The following is a 21,160-nucleotide window of genomic DNA, read 5'->3' as shown; positions in this document are numbered from 1 at the left end:
ATCGAAGGCCTGTTACGGACCTGTGGGAGCTGGCTTGCCGGCGATAGGGCCAGAACAGGCGCTACAAAGTCAGGTCCAGCTCAGGATCGGCCAGCCCTTGGTCTGGGCATGCTCGCGCAACACCGCATCCGGGTTCACCACATGCGGGTGATCCACCTTCAGCAACAGCGGCAGGTCATTGCGTGAATCGGAATAGAAACTCGCCCCCTCAAGGTTCTCCTGCTCCTGATCCAGCCATTCCAGCAGCCGGGTGATCTTGCCTTCGCGGTAGGTCAGTACCCCGTGAGTCTTGCCCGTATACACCCCGTTCACCGCCTCCAGCTCGATCGCCAGGTATTCATCCACCCCCAGGCGCGCCGCAATGGGCCCGACCAGGTGCGTCCCCGAAGCGGAAATGATCAGAATGCGGTCCCCACGCTGGCGGTGCTCGGCAATGCAGCGGCAGGCGTCGCCGAAGATGATGGGCTCGATCACGTCCTCGACCCACGGCTCAACCAGATGCTCGACCTCCTCCAGGGTACGCCCGGCGATCGGCTCCAGGCTGAAGGCCATGTAGTCCTCCATCTGCAGGTGGCCCTTGCCGTAGGCCTCCATCAGCTCACGGTCGCGGCGCAGGAAGTCCTTGCCGTCGACCCAGCCCAGCCGGGCCATCTGCTCGCTCCACAGCGACGCACAGTCCCCGTGGATCAGGGTTTCGTCCAGATCGAAAATTGCCAGTGCCATTGTGTTGAATCTCCTTAAGCCACTTCCCGCAGCGCTGTCGGGTCGATGGACAAGCTAACGCGTTTTCCGTCCGCGTGCAGGTCGGCTGGCGAGCGGTTGAGCACGTCGACCACCAGTTCCACCTCGCGCACGTTCACGCGGTAGCGAATTACATTGCCCAGCAGGCTGTGGCTGCGTACTTCTGCGTCCAGTTCGCCATTCACGCCCAGGGTGATCGACTCCGGGCGGATCGCCAGGCGGCTGGCCACCGGGCGTTGCAGCAGGCGGCTGGCGCTGTCGGCGTCGAGCAGGTTGTAGTTGCCGATAAAGCCGGCGGCAAACAGGTCCACAGGCGCTGTGTAGAGGGTTTCGGCATCGCCGCTCTGCACGATACGCCCCTGGTTCATCAGGAAGATGCGGTCGGACAGGGTCAGCGCTTCTTCCTGGTCGTGGGTGACGAAGATGGTGGTCAGCCCAAGTTCACGCTGGATGGCACGAATCTGCTCGCGCAGGTGTTTGCGAATACGCGCATCCAGTGCCGACAATGGCTCGTCGAGCAGCAGCAGGCGCGGACGGGTAACCAGCGAGCGGGCCAGGGCCACGCGCTGGCACTGGCCGCCAGACAGCTGGTGCGGGTAGCGCCCGGCGAAGTTCCCCAGCTCCACCAGCGCCAGCACCTCGCGCACCCGGGCCTGGCTTTCGTCGGCCTTGACCTTCTGCATGCGCAGGCCAAAGGCTACGTTCTGTTCCACGGTCATGTTGGGGAACAGCGCGTAGCTCTGGAACACCATGCCTATGCCACGCTTTTGCGGGCTCAGCGGCACGATGTCGTGGCCGTCGAGGAGTATCTGCCCGCTGTCCACCGGGGTCAGCCCGGCGATGCAGCGCAGCAGGGTGGACTTGCCGCAGCCGGACGGGCCTAGCAGGGTAACGAACTCGCCGCGTTCGATGTGGCAGTCGATGTTCTCGAATACCGGGCTGCCGGCGTAGCTTTTCTGCAGTTTCTGTACGCTGACGAAGCTCATGTCAGGTCTTGTCCTTGTTCAGGCGGTTGGCGACCCAGGTCAGTACCAGCACAAAGGCGAAGTACGAGATCACCAGTGCGCTGTTGAAGTGGCCGCTGCTGTTGCGCATGTTGTTCAGGTACACCTGCAGGGTCTCGTAGCGGGTGCCGACCAGCAGGTTGGCGAACACGAACTCGCCGAACAGGAACGAGAACGACAGCAGCAGCGCCACCATCAGGCCCTTGCGCAGGTTTGGCAGCACCACCAGCAGCGCGGCCTGCCAGGTGCTGGCGCCGAGCAACTGGGCGGCGTCCATCAGGTCGCGCAGGTTGATCGCCTGCAGGTTGTTGGTAATGGCCCGGTACATGAACGGCAGGGCGATGGTGAAGTAGCAGCCGATCAGGATCCAGGGCGTGCCGACCATGGCCATAGGCCCGCTGCCATACAGCTGCAGCAGCCCCACCGACGACACCACCGGCGGTACCGCGAACGGCAGCAGGATGAGGATGTTCATCAGCGCGTCGAGCCGCGGGAAGTGGTAGTGCACCACGAACAGCAGCGGCAGTATCAGCACCACCGACAGCAGCAGCGCCCCCATGCACACCAGCAGCGACTGGCCGAAGGCGGCCAGGAAGCGCGGCTCGCTCCATAGCGCCACGTACCATTTCAGGGTCAGGCCGCTGGGCAGCAGGCTGGCCGACCAGCTGGTGGCCAGCGAGTAGAGCAGAGTGCCGGCCAGTGGCAACAGCAGGATCAGGAACAGCAGGTAGACCACGATGCGGTGGTACCAGCCGCCGGAACGGGTGTCAGCGCGCATGGTAGCTCCGTTTCAGTAGCCATTGATGCACCACCGTGACCAGCGTCATCAGCCCCACCAGCACCATCGCCAGGGCGCTGGCCAGGTTGGGGTCGAGGCTGATGTCGCCGGCCACCAGGCCAGCGATGCGGATCGGCAGTACGTTGAAATTGCCGGTGGTCAACGCATACACGGTGGCGTAGGCGCCCAGGGCATTGGCCAGCAGGATGACGAACGTGCCCAGCAGTGCCGGGGTCAGCACCGGCAAGCCGATATGCCGCCAGTATTGCCAGTGATTGGCACCGAGCAGCGCGGCCGACTCGCGCCAGTCTTCACGCAGGGCGTCGAAGGCGGGGTAGAGCAGCAACACGCCCAGCGGGATCTGAAAGTAGGTATACACCAGGATCAGCCCGCTTTTGGAGTAGATGCTGAAGTCTTCCAGCAGGCCGATCTGCTTCAGCAGCAGCGTCAGCGCGCCGTTGAAACCGAGCAGGATGATGAAGGCGAAGGCCAGCGGCACCCCGGCAAAGTTGCTGGTCATGTTGGCGAAGGCGCTGACGAAGTCGCGCAGTTTCGAGTCCACCTGGCGCAGCGAATAAGCGCCAAGGGTGGCGATGACGATGCCGAACAGGCTCGACCAGAAGCTGATTTCCAGGCTGCGTTGCAGGGCCTGCAGGTAGAACTTCGAGCTAAATACCTTGCTGAAATTTTCGACGCCCCAGCCCGCTTCCGATTGCACGCTGTTGATCGCTACCCAGGCCAGCGGGGCAATCTGGAAGACGACAAAGAACACGGCAAACGGCAGCAGGCAGAGCAGGGCCAGGTAGCGGCCACGGGCGCCGCTGCGCTTGGGTGCAGTCACTTCAGCAGCTCCCGGCACACGGTCTTGTCGTGGGCAGCGCCCAGCAGCTCGCACATGGTGCCGCACAGCTCGGTCTGCAACGGCTTGGCCGCCGGGTCCAGGCTGAACGCGTCGCCGAAGACGAATAATGGCACTTCGCGCTCCTCGGCCAGCAAACCGTTGTGCGAGCGGTCGTTGTTCATGCCGTGGTCGGCGGTGACCAGCACCTGATAGCCCTCTTCGAGCCAACCGGGCAGGTAGTCGGCCAGCAGGATGTCGACGCTGCGGGCGGCGTTGCGGTACTGGCTGCTATCCAGGCCGTGGCGGTGGCCGATATCGTCGATGCTCATCGGGTGAACCAGCAGGAAGTTGGGGGCATGGCGGCGGCGCAGGTATTCGCCATCGGCCAGCAGGTGCGAATCGGGGTAACGGTCGTCCCAGTAGAACAGCCCGTGCTGGATCGGCAACTTCGGCGCGTGGGTGTGGCGGTCGCGCTGCGGGTCGAAAGGCGAGCGGTTGTACAGCTCGCTCATCCAGTGATAGGCCGCCGCTGCGGTGCCCAGGTTGGCTTCGCGGGCGTAGTGAAACACGCTGCGCTGGTTGGACAGGCGGTTGATGTTGTTGTGCACAATGCCGCTGTCGATCGGCGGCACGCCGGTGAGGATGCATTCGTACAGCGGCCGTGACAGCGACGGCAGCTCGCATTCCACGCGGTACAGCGCGGCGCGGTCAGCCTCGACATAGGCATGCAGGTGGCCCATGGCGTGGTGGGCGACCTGATAGTTCAGGCCGTCTAGCAGGACCAGGATGACGTTGTGTTGCATGGTGGCTCCAGTCATAAACCGCGTTGGCTTCTTCGCGGGCATGCCCGCTCCCACAGGGTTTTGCACGGTGGTTGTGGGAGCGGGCGTGCCCGCGAAGGGGCCGTGTCAGGCACTAGGCAAGCTAGCCCTTTACTCCATCTCGATGATCACCTGCTCCTGCCACATCTGCGGCAGTTTCTTCGAGGTGGCTTCCCAGGCTTCGGCATTCTTGATCGGCTGGGCGGCACCGTACTGCTCGTTAGGCAGCAACTTGGCCTGCACATCTGCCGGCAGCTTCAGGTGCTCGGCACGGATCGGCCGGGCATGCCCCTTGGCCAGGTTGATCTGTCCGGCATCGCTGAAGATATATTCACGGGTCAGTTTGGCCGCGTTGGGGTGCTTGGCGTACTTGTTGATGACCGTGGTATAGCCGGAGATCACCGAGCCATCCGACGGGATCAGTACTTCAAAGCGCTTGGGGTCGATCTGTTCACGGTAGCTCAGGCCGTTGAAATCCCACACCACGCCGACTTCCACCTCGCCTTTCTCCAGGGTCTGGATGGTCGGGTTGGCCAGCGACAGGCGCTTATCCTTGGCCAGTTTGGTGAACAATTGCAGGCCCGGCGCCACGTTGCTTTCGTCGCCTTTGTAGGCGATGGCGGCGGCGAGCACCCCGTTGGCGGCCTGGGCGGCAGTGCCTACGTCACCGATGGCGACTTTGTACTTGCCTTTTTCCAGGTCATGCCAGGTTTTCGGCCGTTCCTCTTCCTTCACCAGGTCCTTGTTGATGATGAAGGCGATGGTACCGGTATAGGCCAGCGCCCAGTGGCCGTCCTTGTCCTTGGCCCACTCCGGCACCTGGTCCCAGGTGCTTGGTTTGTACGGCTGGCTCACGCCCTTGGTCACGGCGATGGGGCCGAAGGCGGCACCCACGTCACCGATGTCGGCGCTGGCGTTGTCCTTCTCGGCTTCGAACTTGGCGATTTCCTGGGCCGAGCTCATGTCGGTGTCGCTGTGCTTGAGGCCGTACTTGCTGGCCAGGTCTTCCCAGGTGCCTTTCCAGTTGGCCCAGGCATCGGGCATGCCCACGCTGTTGACGGTGCCTTCCTTGCGGGCGGCATCTTCCAGGGCCTTGAGGTCCTCGGCCATGGCCGAGGTACAGAACGCGATGGCCGAACCGAGCAGTGACGCCATGAACAACTTTTTCATCCGTAGCTCCTTGGGTGGGTGCCTTTAACCGATCGTTGTTATGAGTGAAGCCGTTGCCTGGAACCTTTGGTCTAGGTCAGCAAACCTTGAGCCAAGGTAGGCCGCTTGCGTGACAATTTGATGTAGGGAGGGGCCCGTCCAGGTGGCTATGGGCCCCTGGCAATACAGCGTAGACCATGGTTAACCCCCGGTTTTGCGGGGCTGGCCCGATTCTGGCAGTGCCTTCTCGGCAGCCTTGTCACAGGATGTTCATCAGCCCTGCCTAGGCTTGCACTAATCTCCAAGTGCCCTGTTCTGGGGCTGGACTAGTCCAGATAGGTAACCTTTGATGCCACCGCGTGCGGTAACAGCCATCTGCCATGCCTTGCAGGAGCAGATTGAGCACGGCCTGCTGGCGCCGGGCGGCAAGCTGCCGGCCGAGCGCAAGCTTAGCGAGGTGTTCGACACCACGCGCATCACCCTGCGCGAGGCGCTGGCGCAGCTGGAGGCCCGAGGCCTGATCTACCGCGAAGAGCGCCGCGGCTGGTTCGTCGCGCCCCAGCGGCTGACCTACGACCTGATCGAGCGCAGTCACTTCCATGCCATGGTGCGTGACCAGGGGCGTGTGGCCACTACCGAACTGCTCTCGGCACGGCTGCAACCGGCCTCGGCGGCCATCTGTGCGCGCTTGCAGTTACCGGCGTTGTCCAGTGTGGTGCGTATCTGCCGGTTACGGCGGATTGACGGGCGGGCGGTGCTGTATGCCGAGCATTACCTCAACCCCCGGTACTTTCCGGACATACTCGAACACGACCTGGCGCAGTCGCTGACCGAGATTTATGGACGGGTGTATGGCATCCGGTATGGGCAGGTGTGCTTCGAAATCCTGCCGACGGCGTTGCCGGTGGAGGCCGCGGCGGCATTGAAGGTGTCGGTGGGCAGCCCGGGGTTGCACATCACCCGGGTCAACAGCGACCAGCATGGGCACCTGATCGACTGCGACCTGGAGTATTGGCGGCACGATGCCATCCGCATCCGTGCACAGGCCGGTTGATCCTGGATTCCGGGGCTGCTTTGCAGCCCATCGCCGGCAAGCCAGTTACCACCTTGATTGCATTGGCTTCAGGCCCTGTGCAGTACCTGCGGGAGCTGGCTTGCTGTCGACAGGGACCTAACTGGAGGAACCGGATTCCGCTATACCACCTCCACCAGCAGTCACCACCTGTACCGACAACCGCGGCGTTGCCAGGTCCAGGCCTGCTTCATCAAGTTGCCGCTTCAATGCCAGGTTGAACGCCCGCGACACTTCCCACTGCTTGATCGGCGCGGTCTTGAACCGGGCCCGCAAGATCGCCGACCCCGACTCGAAACTCTCCACCCCCTGCAGCTCCAGCGGTGACCAGATGTTGCGGCGCATCAATGGGTCATTACGCAGCTTCTGCCCCACCTCGCGAACCAGAGTGATCGCCTGGTCGATGTTCATGTTGTGCGGGACGGCCACACGGAAGATGGCGTAGCCGAACTCCCGCGAGTAGTTCTTGATGCTCTTGATCTCGCTGAACGGGATGGTGTGCACGATGCCGTCGATGTCCCGCAGGCGTACGGTACGGATGGTCAGCCCCTCCACCGTGCCCAGGTGCCCGCCCACATCCACGTAGTCGTCGATGGCCAGCGAGTCTTCGATGATGATGAACAACCCGGTGATCAGGTCGGCCACCAGCGATTGCGCGCCAAAGCCGATGGCCAGGCCGATCACACCGGCACCGGCCAGCAGCGGGGTGACGTTCATGCCCATGTTGGCCAGGGCGACGATCACCGCAATGATGAAGATCACCACGAACAGCACGTTGCGGATCAACGGCATCATGGTTTGTGCGCGGGCGTTGGCCAGGCCCCGGCGCGAGCGCACCAGGGCGTGGTGCACGGCGGTGTCGGCAAGGATCCACACCAGCCAGGCGACGATCAGGGTGCCGGCCAGGCCCATCAGGCGCAGGCTGACTTCGTGGCCGTCGCCCTCGGCGAAGCTGATCATCGACAGGCCCCACACCCGCAGGCCCAGTTCGATGAACACCAGCCAGATGAACAGGTGCACCAGCAGGTAGCCGAAGTTGCGCAGGCGTTCGGCGTACACGGCCTGCCGCTTGTTGGCGCGTTTGGGGTTGGCGGCGTGGCGGCGTACCAGCCCGTTGAGCACCATGCACACCACCACCAGCACGGTACACATCAGCGACTGACGCAGGGCGGTGCTGGTGTCGCCGGCCGAGACGAAGGTGGCGAACAGCGAAATGGCCACCAGGATCAACGCCGGGATGAACCAGAAGCTGCCGAGGATCTCGATGGTGTCGCTGAGGGTGCGGCGGGTCAGGCGTCGCGCCAGCGGCTGGTTGCGGATCAGGTGGGCGATCGGGCGGCGGAAGCGCAGAATGAACAGCCCGGTGCACAGCGCGGCGATGACGTTGGCCAGGGTCGCCAAGGCATGGGCCAGGTGGGTCCCCAGTGCGACCAGCATGCGCGGGTCGCTCATGGCCTCGCCAAACGCTGCGAAGCTGCCGATCAGCCACAGCGGGCGGAATGCCTGGTGCCGCAAAATGTGCAGGGCGCGGTGGCGGTGCGGGCCGTCGAGCAGCGAGAAGGCGATTACGCAGATGGCCGAGAAGCAGGTGCCGACGACCAGCGCGTAGGCCAGCACCATGGCCAGCGACTTACCCAGCGACGGCGGCAGCACAAAGCTCAGGTACACGGTGAACACCAGCGCCACCAACCACGGGCCGAGCTTGCGCAGGGCAAAGCGCACCAGGTCCCAGGTACGCGGGTGTTGGGGCAGTTCTTCGCTCAGGCCAAAGCGCAGGCGTATCCGGTGGCCGACCCAGTTGAAGGCGTAGGCCAGCACGCTCCACACGGCAATGACGGCGGCAAAGCCGAACAGGATCGCCGGCCACTGGTGCACCGGCACCACCAGTTCGGTCAGTTCGGCCTGGGCTTGTTCGATTTCCGTAGACCAGCGGTGGAAAGGGCTGGCCTCGCCGCTGAACTGTTTTTCGAAGTCGTGCAGGGCGCCGCCGATCAGGCCGAGCACACCCTGTTCCACGCTGGGTTGTGATTGCTTGGTGGCGTCGCGCAGCTTTTTCAGGTCGGCCAGCAGCTTGGCCCGCTGCTGGTCGTTTTCCAGGTTCTTGATCACTTCGTCCAGCGACTTGCCCAGTGGCTCGGTGGCCTCCGGTTGCGCGGGCGCACTGCCGCCCAGCAGGCCGGGCAGGCCCGCTGCCTGTACCGGAGTGATGAACAACAGCAAGAGAAGGAACAGGTAACGCAGGAGGGCAGGCACGGGTAAATCTACCTCAGGTCAAACGATTGACCGAGTGTAGAGGTTTATGTCGGCAGTTTCTCGAGGATCTTCCAGCAGGTGAGGCCGAAGATGCCCAAGGTGCCGATCCACATCATCAGCACACCGATATTGCGCTCGCGCATGCTGAAGCCGATGGTCAGCAGCATCAGGAACAGGAACACCGGCACGAACAGTGACAAAAACGGGGACATGGACAGCAATCCTTTTGCAGTGGGGCCATGTAACAAGCATAGCGCTTGGCAAGCGAAGCGGGATTGACCTTGAGCAGGCCCGGCCTCTTCGCGGGCTTGCCCGCTCCCACAGGGTCAGCGCAGTTCCCCAAGGTTGTGCGATCCCTGTGGGAGCGGGCGAGCCCGCGAAGAGGCCGGGCCTGCTTACATCAAGGCAGTTCGCGGCTACGGTAGAAGGCAGTCAGCACCTTCACCAGGTGCGCCAGGTCGTGGCTGCCGCACAGCTCGCGAATGGAGTGCATGGCAAAGGTCGGCAAGCCGATATCCACCGTGCGCACCCCCAGGTGGCTGGCGGTAATCGGGCCGATGGTCGAGCCACAGCCCATGTCGCTGCGTACCACAAAGCTTTGCACCGGCACTTCCTCGGCCATGCACAGGTGGCGGAAGAAACCGGCGGTTTCGCTGTTGGTGGCGTAGCGCTGGTTGTTGTTCACCTTGATCACCGGCCCGGCGTTAAGCTTGGGCCCGTGGTTGCCGTCGTGCTTGTCGGCGTAGTTGGGGTGCACACCGTGGGCATTGTCGGCCGACACCATCAGCGAGCGCTGGATGGTGCGCACGTAAGCGTCGCCATTGGGCAGCAGGCGCTGCAGGGTTTGCTCCAGCATTGGGCCGTCGGCGCCGCAGGCGGAGCTGCTGCCGACTTCCTCGTGGTCGTTGCACACCAGCACGCTGGTTTCGTCGCTGTCGGCGGCCAGCAGGGCTTGTAGGCCGGCGTAGCACGACAGCAGGTTGTCCAGACGGGCCCCGGCGATGAAGTCGCCGTTCAGGCCGACCAGCGCGGCGCCTTGGGTATCGTAGAAGCTCAGTTCGTAATCCAGCACCACGTCGGCGATCAGCTCATGCTCGCGGGCCAGCTGCTCGGTAAGCAGGGCGCGGAAGTCGATGCGATCGTCACCCGCGACTTGGGCCAGGATGGGCGGCAGCTCGTTCTGCGGGTTGATCGCCCAGCCTTCATTGGCGGTGCGGTTCAGGTGGATGGCCAGGTTTGGAATGATCGCGATCGGCAGTTTGAAGTCGATCAGCTGGCTTTCTACCTTGCCGTCACGGCGATAGGTAACGCGGCCGGCCAGGGACAGGTCGCGGTCGAACCAGGGCGCCAGCAGGGCGCCGCCATACACTTCCACACCCAGCTGCAGGAAGCCGTGGCGCTGCAGCTCGGGCTGCGGCTTGACCCGCAGGCACGGGCTGTCGGTATGGGCACCGACCATGCGGATACCGTTCAGCAACGGTTCCTGCTTGCCCAGTTTGATGGCGATGATCGACGAGTCGTTGCGGGTGACGTAGTAGCGGCCGCCCAGCGCAGTGGTCCAGCTGTCACGCTCGTCCAGGCGCTGGTAGCCGGCAGCCTCCAGGCGCTGGGCCAGGCTGGCGGTGGCATGGAAGGGCGTGGGGGAGGCCTTGAGGAAATCGATAAGGCCGGAATTCAGTTCGTCGCGCATAGCTCACTCCAGACAGCAGTGGCGCGAGTTTAACGCACAATGTCTACAATTTGTGTCTGCCTCTTCGCGGGCTTGCCCGCTCCAACAGGTACCGCACACATTTCCAGTGCAGTGTCATCCCTGTGGGAGCGGGCGAGCCCGCGAAGAGGCCGGGGCAGCCAGCCGAAAATCAGAAGGGCGCAGGGCACTCGAACTTCAACCGCTCCCCGGACACCGGGTGGGTAAAGCTCAGCATGGATGCATGCAGGCAAAGCCGCTCGTGCGCCGCCAGCGCTTCGGGGTTGGCATACAGCCGGTCACCCAGCAGCGGGTGGCCGATCGACAGCATGTGCACGCGCAACTGGTGCGAGCGCCCGGTGATGGGCGTCAGTTCTACCCGGCAGTGGTCGCCGCAGCGCTCGACGATGCGCCAGAACGTCAGCGCATGCTTGCCCTGCTCGTGGTCCACCACATGGCGTGGCTTGGTTGGCGGGTCGTAGCGCAGCGGCAGGTCGATGCTGCCGCTGTCCAGTGCCGGCTGGCCCCAGCACAGTGCTGTGTAGGCCTTTTCGGTTTCGCGGTCGTGGAACTGGCGCGACAGCTCGCGGTGGCTGTCGGCATCGCGGGCCAGCAGGATGATGCCGGAGGTTTCCCAGTCCAGACGGTGCACGATCAGCGCGTCAGGGTAGCCGTTTTCCTGCAGGCGGGTGATCAGGCAGTCCTTGTTGTCCTCGGCGCGGCCAGGCACCGAGAGCAGCAGGGTCGGTTTGTTGATCACCAGGATGGCGGCGTCTTCGTGCAGGATCTGGATTTTGGACAGCGGCATTGCGTGTTCTCTGTTAAATCGGGAGAAAAAAGCGGGGCCGCTCTACGGCCCATTCGCGGCACAAGGCCGCTCCTACAGGGGAACGCGATCCCTTGCAGGAGCGGCCTTGTGCCGCGAATGGGCTGCAAAGCAGCCCCGGCTTTCAGCCAGATCAGCGATCCGGCAGGGTAATGTTCAGCTCCAGAATCGAGCAGCTGCCCTGGTTTTCAAGCTCGATATGCACGTCATCGTTGCCGATGTTCACATACTTGCGGATCACTTCGAGCAGTTCTTTCTGCAGCGCCGGCAGGTAGTCCGGCTCGCTGCGTTGGCCGCGCTCGTGCGCCACGATGATCTGTAGACGCTCTTTCGCTACCGACGCGCTGGTCTGTTTCTGTCTGCCACGAAAGAAGTCAAAAAGGTTCATGGTTTACTTGCCTCCAAACAGGCGCGCGAAGAATCCTTGCTTCGGCACTTCAACAAAACGCAGGGGTTTGTCTTTCCCCAGCAGGCGGTCGACGGTGTCGCTGTACGCCTGGCCAGCATCGCTCTGGTCGTCGAGGATGACCGGGATACCTTGGTTGGAGGCCTTGAGCACAGCCTGGGACTCAGGGATTACGCCCTTGAGCTTGATCGCCAGGATGTCGGTGACGTCGTCGATGCTCAGCATCTCGCCGTTGACGACGCGCTCTGGGTTGTAGCGAGTGATCAGCAGGTGTTCCTTGATCGGCTCCTCGCCGTTTTCGGAGCGGCGCGATTTGCTCGACAGAATGCCCAGCATGCGGTCCGAGTCACGTACCGAAGAAACCTCAGGGTTGGTTACCACGATGGCTTCGTCGGCGAAGTACATCGCCAGGTGCGCACCTTTCTCGATACCGGCCGGGGAGTCGCAGATGACGTATTCGAAATCTTCTTTCAACGCCATCAGCACCTTCTCGACGCCTTCCAGGGTCAGCGCGTCTTTGTCGCGGGTCTGGCTGGCGGCAAGTACGTACAGGTTCTCGAGGCGCTTGTCCTTGATCAGGGCCTGCTGCAGGTTGGCTTCTTCGTTGACCACGTTGACGAAGTCGTACACCACGCGGCGCTCGCAGCCCATGATCAGGTCGAGGTTACGCAGGCCCACGTCGAAGTCGACGATGACGGTCTTGTGGCCACGCAGTGCGAGGCCGGTACCAATGGCGGCGCTGGTGGTGGTCTTGCCCACACCCCCCTTGCCGGAAGTAACCACGAGAATCTTGGCCAAGGTGTTTCACCCCTAAAATAAGTCGGGACACGTGTCCCGGCAAAAAGCAAATAAACGGCAACAGTTAAAAAAGTTGCTCTGAAAATGACGGCAAGTATCCGTTAAAGACGGGTGATGTTCAACACATCACCGGACAGGCTGACTTGCACACCTGTGCCCCACAGGGGGTCGCGGCGCAGGTCTTCGCAAACCTTGTACTGGCCGGCGATGGAGACCATTTCGGCGGTCATCTGCTGGCAGAAGATCCGCGCCTTGGTATTGCCTTTGATGCCGGCCAGGGCCCGGCCGCGCATGGCGCCGTACACATGGATGTTGCCATCGGCCAGAAGTTCCGCACCCGGGCTGACCGAGGCGGTAACGATCAGATCGCCACCCTGAGCATAGATCTGCTGGCCGCCGCGCACCGGCGCAGTAATGATCCGGGTCGGCCGCACCTCGGGCTCGGGGGCCGGTGGTGGGGCGGGCGCCGGCTCGGGCTTTCTGACTACCTCGGGCTCGGGCTCCAGCGGCCGCTCGCGGGCGCCGGACGGCGGTAGCACCGGCAGGTCGATGGCGATGGCGGCGGCGATGTCCTCGATGCGGTTGGCGCGGATGGCCAGGGTACGCAGGCCATGGTGGCGGCAGATGCGCATCAAGCCTGGCAGGTCGATTGCCCCTTCGCCGGCCGGCAGTTTGTCCAGCGCCAGCACCAGTGGCGTATTGCTGAAGAAGTTCGGTGCCTGGGCAACTTTGGCCGCCAGCTGGCGGTCGAGGGCTTCAAGGTCATTGCGCGCCAGCTCCAGCACTGTGATGGCGAGCATGCTGCCCTTGAGCTGGAACACGGAGGCGGTGTCGGATGTGTGGTTTGGGCTCATGGTCTGCATAGACGGCTTGTTGCGAAAAAAGTGCCCTGATTTATAACGAGAACACCGGTTGCCCGCAACATACGCTGATCCGTTGTAGAATGCGCAGCCTTTGTCTTTCCGGAAGCTTCAATGGAACGCCCGCGTTTTCGTCCCTATTTCCTTCACCCAAAGTTCTGGGGCCTGTGGCTGGGCCTGGGCCTGCTGTGGCTGGTGGTCCAGTTGCCGTACCGGGCCCTGTTGAAAGCCGGTGCCGCGCTGGGGGCCGTGATGTATTGCTTTGCCGGCGAACGTCGGCGCATTGCCGCGCGCAACCTTGAGCTGTGCTTCCCGGAGCTGTCGGTCGACGAACGGCGGCGTTTGCTCAAGGCCAACTTCGCCTCCACCGGTATCGCCTTCTTCGAAATGGCCATGAGCTGGTGGTGGCCCAAGGCCAGGTTGGCGCGCCTGGCCCATATCGAGGGGCTGGAGCACCTGCAGGCCGCCCAGCAGGCGGGGCAGGGCGCCATCCTCATGGCTGTGCACTTTACCACCCTGGAAATCGGCGCCGCCCTGCTGGGCCAGCAGCACACCATCGACGGCATGTACCGCGAGCACGGCAACGCGCTGTTCGACTTCATCCAGCGCAGCGGCCGCGAGCGGCATAACCTCGACTCGCTGGCGGTGGAGCGCGAGGATGTGCGTGGCATGCTCAAGCTGCTGCGTTCGGGCCGGGCGATCTGGTATGCACCGGACCAGGACTACGGCGCCAAGCAGAGCATTTTCGTGCCGCTGTTTGGCATCCCGGCCGCGACGGTAACCGCCACCACCAAGTTCGCCCGGCTGGGCAAGGCACAGGTGATTCCGTTCACCCAGAAGCGCCTGGAGGATGGCAGCGGCTATCGTCTGGTCATCCACCCGCCGTTGGCGGACTTCCCCGGCGAAAGCGAAGAGGCCGACTGCCTGCGCATCAACCAGTGGGTCGAGAGTGTGTTGCGCGAGTGCCCCGAGCAGTACCTGTGGGCGCACCGCCGGTTCAAGTCGCGGCCCGAGGGTGCGCCGCGGCTGTACGACAAGAAAAAGCGCTGAACTGACTTTACCTGTGCCGGCCCTTTCGCGGGCTTGCCCGCGCCCACAGGCTCGCTACAGGCCTTGGCAGAGTGCGGACCTGTGGGACCGGGCAAGCCCGCGAAGAGGCCGGGCCTGAAAACAGCTGATCCAGGAAGGAAGCGATGGCCCCACTCCCGGTAACCGGTCTTATCCTTTCTGGCGGCGGCGCCCGCGCCGCCTATCAGGTCGGCGTATTGGCCGGCATCGCCGAGCTGCTGCCCGCCGGCGCACACAATCCGTTCCCGGTCATCGTCGGCACCTCTGCCGGTGCCATCAACGCCGTCACCCTCGCCAGCGGCGCCACCCACTTCAACGATGCCGTTCAGCGGCTGACCGCCTTCTGGCAGAACTTTCGCAGCCACCTGGTCATCCGCAGTGACTGGCCCGGCGTCGTCCGCCAGGCCAGCCGTTTCGTCGGCCACAGCCTGTTGGGATTAGGCGGCCAGGCGCCGGTGGCGCTGCTGGACAGCAGCCCGTTGCGCAGCCTGCTGGAGGCACACCTGAACCTGGATGGCATCGGACATTCCCTGGCCGCCGAGCAGTTGCGCGCGGTGGCAGTCACCGCCTTTGGCTACGAGTCCGGCCAGGCGGTCACCTTTTACCAGGGGCGCGGCACCATCGAAGCCTGGCTGCGCCACCGCCGCATCGGCGTGCCCACTCCGTTGACCATCGACCATCTGCTGGCCAGCGCGGCCATCCCGCTGCTGTTTGCCCCGGTGCAGCTGGGCGACGAATTCTACGGGGATGGCGCGGTGCGCCAGTCGGCGCCGATCAGTCCTGCGTTGCACCTGGGTGCCAGCCGGGTGCTGGTGGTCGGGGTCAGCGGCAACCCGCAGCGGCCAGCGCCGCCGTTGCCCACTCAGCGTGTGTTCAGCGGGCAGCAGCCCAGCCTGGCGCAGATCGGTGGGCACATGCTCAACAGCACGTTCATTGATAGCCTGGAAGACGACATCGAACTGCTGCAGCGGCTCAACCACTTGAGCCGGCTGTTGCCGGCGCACCTGGATGCCCGCCGCCTGGGGTTGGCGCCGATCGAGGTACTGGTGGTAGCGCCCAGCCAGCCGTTGGACGAGATCGCCGCCCGGCACCGGCGCGAGCTGCCGGCGGCGTTGCGCCTGTTCCTGCGCGGGCCGGGGGCGACGCGCACCAGCGGGGCGGGGGTATTGAGCTATCTGCTGTTCGAGGCCAGTTATTGCAGTGAACTGATCGAACTGGGGCGCAAGGATGCCCTGGCCAAGAAGCGGGAGCTGTGCCAGTTCCTGGGAATTTGATGTTGCCTGTACCGGCCTCATCGCCGGCAAGCCAGCTCCCACAGGATTACCACAGCCTTGGGCATTGTGCGGACCTGTGGGAGCCGGCTTGCCGGCGATTGGGCCGAAGCAGGTTTACTCAGCTATCTGCAGCTTGCGCGCCTGGGTATACACGTACCGCACCTTCTCGTACTCGAACGGTGAGTTCAGCTGGCCATAGCGGAAGTTGGTGGTATAGCGCTTGTCCACCACGCGCAGGGCGAAGATTTCCGGGTGGTCGGTGCTGGTTTCGGCCACGTTCAGGTAATTGATTGCCTGCTCGCCCGCATAGTCCACCACCAGCCCGGTGGTGTCGCGCAGGTTCGAAGGCCCCAACACCGGCAGCATCAGGTACGGCCCCTCCGGTACGCCATAGAAGCCCAGGGTCTGGCCAAAGTCTTCGCTCTGGCGCGGCAGGCCCATGCTGGTCGCCGGGTCCCATAGCCCACCCACCCCGATGAGGGTGTTGAACATCAGACGCGCCGTGATCTCGGCCGAACGCTTGGCCTTGAGCTGCAGCACGCTGTTGAACAGGTTTGGCACATCGCCCAGGTTGTTGAAGAAGTTGCTTACCCCCGTGCGCACGAAGCGCGGGGTTACATACTGGTAACCACTCACCAGCGGCAGCAGCACCCATTGGTCCAGCCGGTAGTTGAAGTGATAGACGCGCCGGTTTATCGACTCCAGCGGGTCGTACACGTTCAGCGCTTCCAGGGTTGAGCGCTCGAACTCGCGCTGGTCCAGCCCCGGGTTGAATTTCAGCTCGCGCAGCGGGTCGATGAAGCCATCGGATTCAGGCACCAGCGGCGCGGTACCGATCACTTGCGGGTCGGCCTCGATCACGCTGGCCCGGGGGGCGGTTTCGGCGGCCATGGTGTGGCCGGCGGCAAGCAGGGCAGTGGCGAAGAGGAGTTTGTTAACCACGGAAGAACTCCAGCATGGCGTCACTGTTGACGCGGTAGTTGAGGTTGCCGCAATGGCCGCCATGGGGGTAGAGGGTCAGCCGGTCACCAAATACCTTGCGCAGGAAGCCGATGTCGCCCGGGCCGAGAATGACGTCGTCGGCGTTGTGCATCACCGCGATCTTGTCACTGCCGCGCAGGTAGTCTTCCAGGGCGTACAGGCTCACCTGGTTGACCAGCTGCAGGATGCTGTTGCCGTCGGTGCGGGCGCGCCACATCGGGATTACCTGTTCGGTCATGTAGCAGTCGAAATCACACTGCAGGGCACGCTTGAAGAACGGCGTGAGGCTGCTGCCCTCGGTAATCGGAAACTTCGGCGGAATGATCAGGCCGCGGCGGTTGATCAGGTCGGAAGTGAAGGCAATGTCGGCTGCCGAGAAACGGAACGAAGTGCCGATCAGCATGGCCATCTGTTCGTTGGACAGGTGCTGTTTAGACTGCTGGAAGTCATACAGAAGGGCGTCGTTGAGGTCGATGTAGCCCTTGTCCTGGAAGTAGCGGGTCAGCTTGGTCAGCATCAGCTCGTAGAACGTAGTGCTGCGGTCGATGCCCTTGACCTGGGTTTGCACCAGTTTGTCCAGGTTGTTGATCGAGGTGTACAGGTTGACCGGTGGGTTCAACAGCAGCACACGCTTGAAGTTGAAGCTGCGGCGGGTTTCGTCCAGATGGCTGACGAAAGCAGCGTCCAGCGCACCCAGGCTGTAGCCGGTGAGGTAGAACTCACTGACTGGCAGGCGAGGGTGCTGGGCACGCACGGCCTGCATCACCCGGTACATGTCTTCGGCGTCTTCCTGGCTGACGCCGGGGGTGGCAAAGCGCGAGGCGGCACTCATGAAGTCGTAGCTGGTGGGCGATGACAGTTGCACCACGTGGAAGCCGCCCTGGTAGAACAGTTTCTTCAGGTATTCATTGATGCTGCTGCTGTACGGTGCACCGGTGCCGGCGATGATGAAGATCAGCGGCGCTTCGTGATCCTGGCGGGCCAGGCGGTACTTGAGCTTTTTCACCGCCCAGAAATTGTCGGGCAAGGTGAACTCACGCTCCGGGCGCAGGTTGAGGCTGTAGTCCGATTGGTCGATGTCATCGTCGCTGGGCAGGGTCGGGCGCTGGTCCGGCGGCGTGGTGGCGATGGTCGCCTCGAACGGGTTGGTCAAGGGGTAGCCGTAGCTGGCAGCGTCGATATCCCGCGCTGAAGCGGCCACCGCCATGAGCAGGCTACCGAGCACGGCAGCGAGGCGCAAAGATCGAAGCATGTAATCCCCCAAAAGAACGCAAGGTCGAGCAGTGTGCAGGCTAGGACCACAGCCAACCGGGCAAAGTTGCCAGTCGCGGTGGCCTTTGGTGTGCTTGTTATCTGCAACATAGCTGCAGGGTTGGGATTTTGCCTTACAACCGGGCATAAGCGATCATGGATGCTTTCGATTACCGCTATTGGAGAACAGGATGTCTCGTTCGCTGCCGGCTGCGCTGCTGGTGCTGTTTCTGGGGCTGTGGCTCGCTGCCAGCTATGGCGTGCGCTATGGGCTGATGGAGGATGGCCAGTGGGTTGGACTGTGCACGGTGCCTGCGGCGTATTGGCAGTGTGAGGTGCGGTCATTGCTGGGGTTGGGCATTCACCACCAGGTGCTGGCCTGGAGCGGGCTGGGCCTGGCGCTGCTGGCGCAGTTCGTCCCCGCGCGCGCGGGCTGGTGGCTGGGGGTGTTGGCATTGGTGTTCGCTGTGCCGGCGCTGGTGTTGTATACCGCCAGCATTGCCGTGTTTGCGCTGGTGCTGGCGGGGTTGCGCCTGGTCAGGAGACAGCGGCAAGGCTGACAGGGGCCGCTTCGCGCCCCATCGCCGGCAAGCCAGCTCCCACAGGGACCGCGCAGGTTCCGAAGGGTGCACAACACTTGTGGGAGCTGGCTTGCCGGCGATGGGGCGCGAAGCGGCCCCCGGGCATCAAGCCTGGCGCACCCGCAAGCTGCGCCACAATGCGGCTGTCATGAGCACACTCACCACCGCCCAACCCCAGGCCTGCTGGTTTTCCAGCCCTTCAACGAACAACTGCGGCGCCACCCCGGCCCCGACAATGAACGCCAGCAGCGCCACCTCCGCCCGCCGGGCCCGCACCGGCCACAGCACATACACCAGCGCCGGCAAGGCCAGCGCGGCGCTGGGGAAGCTGCGGTAGCGCGGGTCGAACACCATCGCCAGCATGCTCACCGCCGCGGCAAAGCCCGCCGCCAGCAACAGCCAGCCCGCCCGCGCTTGCAGCCAGGCGAACAAGCGCTCGCGCCAGCCGGCCCGCTGCGCCAACGCCAGCAGCGCATGGGCCAGCACCAGCAGGTTCAGCCCGGCCAGCGCAACGGCCCACAGCCACTCCCCGGCAAAGCGTGCATGAGTGCGCATCAGTTCGCCCCACAACCCCAGGCAACCTGCGCCAAACGCCGCCAGCAATGGCAACAGCAAGGCCGCCATCGGCGTAGCAGGGCGCCCGGCCAGCAACAACATGGCCGCCATCAGCAGTGCACTGGCCAGCAGCCATTGCGGCCAGTCATGCAGGTTGCTCACCGGCCCTTCCAGCACGCCCTTGTCCTGCCGGTCGGCATCGTAAAGCCCCCAGTAACCGCCTACTGCCCCTTCATTGGCGCGCTTCCACGGCTGGTCGAACGCTTCGATCAGGTTGTAGTGCCAGCCGTTGCTTTCGGCCATGGCCACGAAGCCGCGAATAAAGCGTGCCTCGTTGACCCGGCTGGGTATTGCGGTTTCGCGTTGGCGGCCTTCGCTGGGCCAGCCGGTTTCGCCAATCAGGATGTCCTTGGGCGCAAAGCGTGTGCCGAACACCCGGCGTACATCGGCCACGTGGGCCAGCGCATCGTCGATGCCGCGCGGATCGTCTTCCCAGTAGGGCAGCAGGTGGATGGTCAAAAAGTCCACCGCGGGTGCTACCTGCGGGTGCTGCAGCCAGAACTCCCACACATCCGCGTAGGTCACCGGCACCTTCACCTGGCTTTTCACCCGGGCGATCAGCTTGGCCAGCTGCGCGCCTGTGACTTCCTTGCGCAGCAACGTTTCGTTGCCCACGATCACCGCGCTGACCACATCGGGGTTGGCGTTGGCGGTGGCGATCAGCAGGTCGATTTCCTTGTCGGTGTCGGCCGCGTGAGCGTTGACCCAGGCGCCCAGCATCACTTTTAGCCCATGCTTGCGCGCCAGTGCCGGGATTGCCTCAAGGCCGGTCACGGAATAGGTGCGGATGCACTGGAAACGCTCAGCCAGCAAGGCCAGGTCGGCGTCCATGCGTGCCGGGCGCAGGCGAAATGGTTGGTCGTAGGGCGACTGGTCCTTGTCGAACGGCGTGTAGGACGCGCATTGCAATTTGTGCGTCGGGCTGGCCGCATCGGGCAGGTGCACCGGCTTGCCAAGCCCGTACCAGAGCCCGGCGAGCCCGAGCAGGGCCAGCAGGCAGGCAAGCAGGTACAGCGGCAGCAACAGGCGGGCAGAACTGGGCATCGGGCGGTCCATCGTCAGGTGCAAAAGGGTAGATAGTAGCCCGGCGCCAAAGCTTTGGCATGCAAGGATCGCGCAGGCGGGTGTAGGCCGATGACGCTAATGGCACAGTGCTGTCGCATATGGGGCGGGTGCAGGTCGCAGCTGGATCAGGTCGACCTGTGTTGCAGGAAGATGATGCAATCTCCAAGACCTGACGAGGGGATGCTTTGATGGCAACTTTGAAAAAAATGCGACGTTTACTGGGTGTGGGTACCGCCCTGGTAATGGCCATGAGCGCTGCACAGGCAATGGCCAAAGAAGTAAGCATAGGTTACGTGGATGGTTGGGCCGACAGTGTTGCCACCACCAACGTGGCCGCCGAAGTGATCAAGCAAAAGCTCGGCTATGACGTGAAGTTGCAGGCTGTGGCCACGGGGATCATGTGGCAGGGTGTGGCAACCGGCAAGCTCGATGCCATGTTGTCGGCCTGGTTGCCGGTGACCCATGGTGAGTACTGGGCCAAGAACAAGGACAACGTGGTCGACTACGGTGCCAACTTCAAGGACGCCAAGATCGGCCTGATCGTCCCCGAGTACGTCAAGGCGGCGAGCATCGCCGACCTCAAGACCGATAGTAGCTTCAAGCAGAAGATTGTCGGCATCGACGCAGGCTCCGGCGTGATGCTCAAGACCGACCAGGCGATCAAGGACTACGACCTGACCGGTTACAAGCTGCAGGCGAGCTCGGGCGCGGCGATGACGGCGGAACTGGGCCGTGCCTATGCCAAGCAACAGTCGATTGCAGTGACTGGCTGGGTACCGCACTGGATGTTCGCCAAGTGGAAGCTGAAGTTCCTCGAAGACCCGAAAGGCGTGTATGGCGCGGCGGAAACCGTGAACAGCATCGGCAGCAAGGAGCTGGCCACCAAGGCACCGGAAGTGGCGGAGTTCCTGAAGAAATTCAGCTGGCAGTCCAAGGACGAGATTGGCGAGGTGATGCTGGCGATCCAGGAAGGGGCCAAGCCTGAAGCGGCGGCCAAGGATTGGGTAGCCAAGCACCCTGATCGCGTGAAGGAGTGGACTGGCAAGTAATCACTCTCAAGGGCCAGTTCAGCTTGTTCGCGGGCTCGCC

The 21,160-nt window shown here is 63.5% G+C and carries 21 protein-coding genes; 5 read left to right on the top strand and 16 right to left on the bottom strand.

Annotated elements, in window-relative coordinates; all coding sequences use genetic code 11:
• Positions 1-69 precede the first annotated feature (69 nt).
• The 6 genes from WF331_RS22490 to WF331_RS22465 all read right to left on the bottom strand — a co-directional run bounded on the left by WF331_RS22490 (position 70) and on the right by WF331_RS22465 (position 5,355).
• On the bottom strand, positions 70-723 hold the full coding sequence (locus WF331_RS22490) for an HAD family hydrolase (protein ID WP_340623300.1): 654 nt from the start codon (positions 721-723) through the stop codon (positions 70-72).
• A gap of 14 nt (positions 724-737) precedes the next feature.
• Positions 738-1,727 carry an ABC transporter ATP-binding protein gene (locus tag WF331_RS22485; protein WP_016501059.1) on the bottom strand — a complete coding sequence of 330 codons (990 nt, stop codon included), beginning with the start codon at positions 1,725-1,727 and terminating at the stop codon, positions 738-740.
• 1 nt (position 1,728) lies between these two features.
• Positions 1,729-2,523: an ABC transporter permease gene (locus tag WF331_RS22480; protein WP_059395324.1), complete on the bottom strand. Its 795-nt coding sequence runs from the start codon at positions 2,521-2,523 to the stop codon at positions 1,729-1,731.
• On the bottom strand, positions 2,513-3,364 hold the full coding sequence (locus WF331_RS22475; protein ID WP_061203664.1) for an ABC transporter permease: 852 nt from the start codon (positions 3,362-3,364) through the stop codon (positions 2,513-2,515). Before WF331_RS22475 ends, WF331_RS22480 begins: the two co-directional genes overlap by 11 nt.
• Positions 3,361-4,167 carry an alkaline phosphatase family protein gene (locus tag WF331_RS22470; protein WP_241800421.1) on the bottom strand — a complete coding sequence of 269 codons (807 nt, stop codon included), beginning with the start codon at positions 4,165-4,167 and terminating at the stop codon, positions 3,361-3,363. Before WF331_RS22470 ends, WF331_RS22475 begins: the two co-directional genes overlap by 4 nt.
• Positions 4,168-4,296: 129 nt before the next feature.
• Positions 4,297-5,355, bottom strand: a complete 1,059-nt coding sequence (locus tag WF331_RS22465) for an ABC transporter substrate-binding protein (protein WP_016501055.1) — start codon at positions 5,353-5,355, stop codon at positions 4,297-4,299.
• Positions 5,356-5,683: 328 nt separating this feature from the next.
• Here WF331_RS22465 and WF331_RS22460 point away from each other — a divergent pair, with 328 nt between their 5' ends.
• Entirely contained in the window at positions 5,684-6,388 is a 705-nt protein-coding gene (locus WF331_RS22460) for a UTRA domain-containing protein (RefSeq protein WP_340623299.1), read from the top strand.
• A gap of 117 nt (positions 6,389-6,505) precedes the next feature.
• Here WF331_RS22460 and WF331_RS22455 read toward each other — a convergent pair whose 3' ends face one another.
• The 7 genes from WF331_RS22455 to minC form a co-directional block, all read right to left on the bottom strand.
• Complete coding sequence (locus tag WF331_RS22455; protein WP_059395321.1) at positions 6,506-8,659, bottom strand: mechanosensitive ion channel family protein; 2,154 nt, start codon at positions 8,657-8,659, stop codon at positions 6,506-6,508.
• A 44-nt stretch (positions 8,660-8,703) separates the two neighbouring features.
• Positions 8,704-8,871, bottom strand: coding sequence for a hypothetical protein (locus WF331_RS22450; RefSeq protein WP_016501052.1), 168 nt, complete (start codon positions 8,869-8,871; stop codon positions 8,704-8,706).
• A 188-nt stretch (positions 8,872-9,059) separates the two neighbouring features.
• Entirely contained in the window at positions 9,060-10,349 is a 1,290-nt protein-coding gene (locus WF331_RS22445) for a M18 family aminopeptidase (protein WP_084967327.1), read from the bottom strand.
• Positions 10,350-10,518: 169 nt separating this feature from the next.
• Entirely contained in the window at positions 10,519-11,154 is a 636-nt protein-coding gene (locus WF331_RS22440) for an RluA family pseudouridine synthase (protein WP_016501050.1), read from the bottom strand.
• Between the two features lie 151 nt (positions 11,155-11,305).
• Positions 11,306-11,560, bottom strand: a complete 255-nt coding sequence (gene minE / locus WF331_RS22435; protein ID WP_003252572.1) for a cell division topological specificity factor MinE — start codon at positions 11,558-11,560, stop codon at positions 11,306-11,308.
• Positions 11,561-11,563: 3 nt separating this feature from the next.
• Positions 11,564-12,376: a septum site-determining protein MinD gene (gene minD / locus WF331_RS22430; protein ID WP_016501049.1), complete on the bottom strand. Its 813-nt coding sequence runs from the start codon at positions 12,374-12,376 to the stop codon at positions 11,564-11,566.
• A 101-nt stretch (positions 12,377-12,477) separates the two neighbouring features.
• The gene (gene minC / locus WF331_RS22425; RefSeq protein WP_016501048.1) at positions 12,478-13,239 is read right to left on the bottom strand and encodes a septum site-determining protein MinC; all 762 of its coding nucleotides are present in this window, start codon (positions 13,237-13,239) and stop codon (positions 12,478-12,480) included.
• A gap of 111 nt (positions 13,240-13,350) precedes the next feature.
• Between minC and WF331_RS22420 the strand changes: the two genes are divergently transcribed.
• Both WF331_RS22420 and WF331_RS22415 read left to right on the top strand, forming a co-directional pair.
• Positions 13,351-14,286 carry a lipid A biosynthesis lauroyl acyltransferase gene (locus WF331_RS22420; RefSeq protein WP_114942682.1) on the top strand — a complete coding sequence of 312 codons (936 nt, stop codon included), beginning with the start codon at positions 13,351-13,353 and terminating at the stop codon, positions 14,284-14,286.
• A 143-nt stretch (positions 14,287-14,429) separates the two neighbouring features.
• Positions 14,430-15,578: a patatin-like phospholipase family protein gene (locus tag WF331_RS22415; RefSeq protein WP_059395319.1), complete on the top strand. Its 1,149-nt coding sequence runs from the start codon at positions 14,430-14,432 to the stop codon at positions 15,576-15,578.
• Positions 15,579-15,692: 114 nt separating this feature from the next.
• On the opposite strand, the gene WF331_RS22410 is transcribed toward WF331_RS22415, so the two are convergent.
• On the bottom strand, positions 15,693-16,520 hold the full coding sequence (locus WF331_RS22410) for an MlaA family lipoprotein (protein ID WP_016501045.1): 828 nt from the start codon (positions 16,518-16,520) through the stop codon (positions 15,693-15,695).
• Complete coding sequence (locus WF331_RS22405; protein ID WP_041167839.1) at positions 16,513-17,811, bottom strand: serine/threonine protein kinase; 1,299 nt, start codon at positions 17,809-17,811, stop codon at positions 16,513-16,515. The genes WF331_RS22410 and WF331_RS22405 overlap by 8 nt, the downstream gene beginning before the upstream one ends.
• Positions 17,812-18,001: 190 nt before the next feature.
• Here WF331_RS22405 and WF331_RS22400 point away from each other — a divergent pair, with 190 nt between their 5' ends.
• A complete protein-coding gene (locus tag WF331_RS22400; RefSeq protein WP_284363327.1) occupies positions 18,002-18,370 on the top strand; it encodes a hypothetical protein in 369 nt (122 codons plus the stop codon).
• A gap of 126 nt (positions 18,371-18,496) precedes the next feature.
• Here WF331_RS22400 and WF331_RS22395 read toward each other — a convergent pair whose 3' ends face one another.
• Positions 18,497-20,062, bottom strand: a complete 1,566-nt coding sequence (locus tag WF331_RS22395; RefSeq protein WP_041167838.1) for a glycoside hydrolase family 17 protein — start codon at positions 20,060-20,062, stop codon at positions 18,497-18,499.
• 197 nt (positions 20,063-20,259) lie between these two features.
• On the opposite strand from WF331_RS22395, the gene WF331_RS22390 reads away from it, so the two are divergent.
• Positions 20,260-21,120 carry a glycine betaine ABC transporter substrate-binding protein gene (locus WF331_RS22390; protein ID WP_016501041.1) on the top strand — a complete coding sequence of 287 codons (861 nt, stop codon included), beginning with the start codon at positions 20,260-20,262 and terminating at the stop codon, positions 21,118-21,120.
• Positions 21,121-21,160: the final 40 nt, after the last annotated feature.

Source organism: Pseudomonas sp. YNh (assembly GCF_037993085.1).
In the GTDB taxonomy this organism is placed as follows: Bacteria; Pseudomonadota; Gammaproteobacteria; order Pseudomonadales; family Pseudomonadaceae; genus Aquipseudomonas; species Aquipseudomonas putida.
The sequence above is the reverse complement of the archived record's forward strand: the minus strand, read 5'-3'. Positions and strand labels throughout refer to the sequence as shown.

What these genes read in the sequence shown, in the direction of transcription:
- WF331_RS22490 (WP_340623300.1), bottom strand. Translation starts at nt 723, where the DNA reads ATGGCACTGGCAATTTTCGATCTGGACGAAACCCTGATCCACGGGGAC.
- WF331_RS22485 (WP_016501059.1), bottom strand. Translation starts at nt 1,727, where the DNA reads ATGAGCTTCGTCAGCGTACAGAAACTGCAGAAAAGCTACGCCGGCAGC.
- WF331_RS22480 (WP_059395324.1), bottom strand. Translation starts at nt 2,523, where the DNA reads ATGCGCGCTGACACCCGTTCCGGCGGCTGGTACCACCGCATCGTGGTC.
- WF331_RS22470 (WP_241800421.1), bottom strand. Translation starts at nt 4,167, where the DNA reads ATGCAACACAACGTCATCCTGGTCCTGCTAGACGGCCTGAACTATCAG.
- WF331_RS22465 (WP_016501055.1), bottom strand. Translation starts at nt 5,355, where the DNA reads ATGAAAAAGTTGTTCATGGCGTCACTGCTCGGTTCGGCCATCGCGTTC.
- WF331_RS22460 (WP_340623299.1), top strand. Translation starts at nt 5,684, where the DNA reads ATGCCACCGCGTGCGGTAACAGCCATCTGCCATGCCTTGCAGGAGCAG.
- WF331_RS22450 (WP_016501052.1), bottom strand. Translation starts at nt 8,871, where the DNA reads ATGTCCCCGTTTTTGTCACTGTTCGTGCCGGTGTTCCTGTTCCTGATG.
- WF331_RS22445 (WP_084967327.1), bottom strand. Translation starts at nt 10,349, where the DNA reads ATGCGCGACGAACTGAATTCCGGCCTTATCGATTTCCTCAAGGCCTCC.
- WF331_RS22440 (WP_016501050.1), bottom strand. Translation starts at nt 11,154, where the DNA reads ATGCCGCTGTCCAAAATCCAGATCCTGCACGAAGACGCCGCCATCCTG.
- minE (WP_003252572.1), bottom strand. Translation starts at nt 11,560, where the DNA reads ATGAACCTTTTTGACTTCTTTCGTGGCAGACAGAAACAGACCAGCGCG.
- minC (WP_016501048.1), bottom strand. Translation starts at nt 13,239, where the DNA reads ATGCAGACCATGAGCCCAAACCACACATCCGACACCGCCTCCGTGTTC.
- WF331_RS22420 (WP_114942682.1), top strand. Translation starts at nt 13,351, where the DNA reads ATGGAACGCCCGCGTTTTCGTCCCTATTTCCTTCACCCAAAGTTCTGG.
- WF331_RS22415 (WP_059395319.1), top strand. Translation starts at nt 14,430, where the DNA reads ATGGCCCCACTCCCGGTAACCGGTCTTATCCTTTCTGGCGGCGGCGCC.
- WF331_RS22405 (WP_041167839.1), bottom strand. Translation starts at nt 17,811, where the DNA reads ATGCTTCGATCTTTGCGCCTCGCTGCCGTGCTCGGTAGCCTGCTCATG.
- WF331_RS22400 (WP_284363327.1), top strand. Translation starts at nt 18,002, where the DNA reads ATGTCTCGTTCGCTGCCGGCTGCGCTGCTGGTGCTGTTTCTGGGGCTG.
- WF331_RS22395 (WP_041167838.1), bottom strand. Translation starts at nt 20,062, where the DNA reads ATGGACCGCCCGATGCCCAGTTCTGCCCGCCTGTTGCTGCCGCTGTAC.
- WF331_RS22390 (WP_016501041.1), top strand. Translation starts at nt 20,260, where the DNA reads ATGGCAACTTTGAAAAAAATGCGACGTTTACTGGGTGTGGGTACCGCC.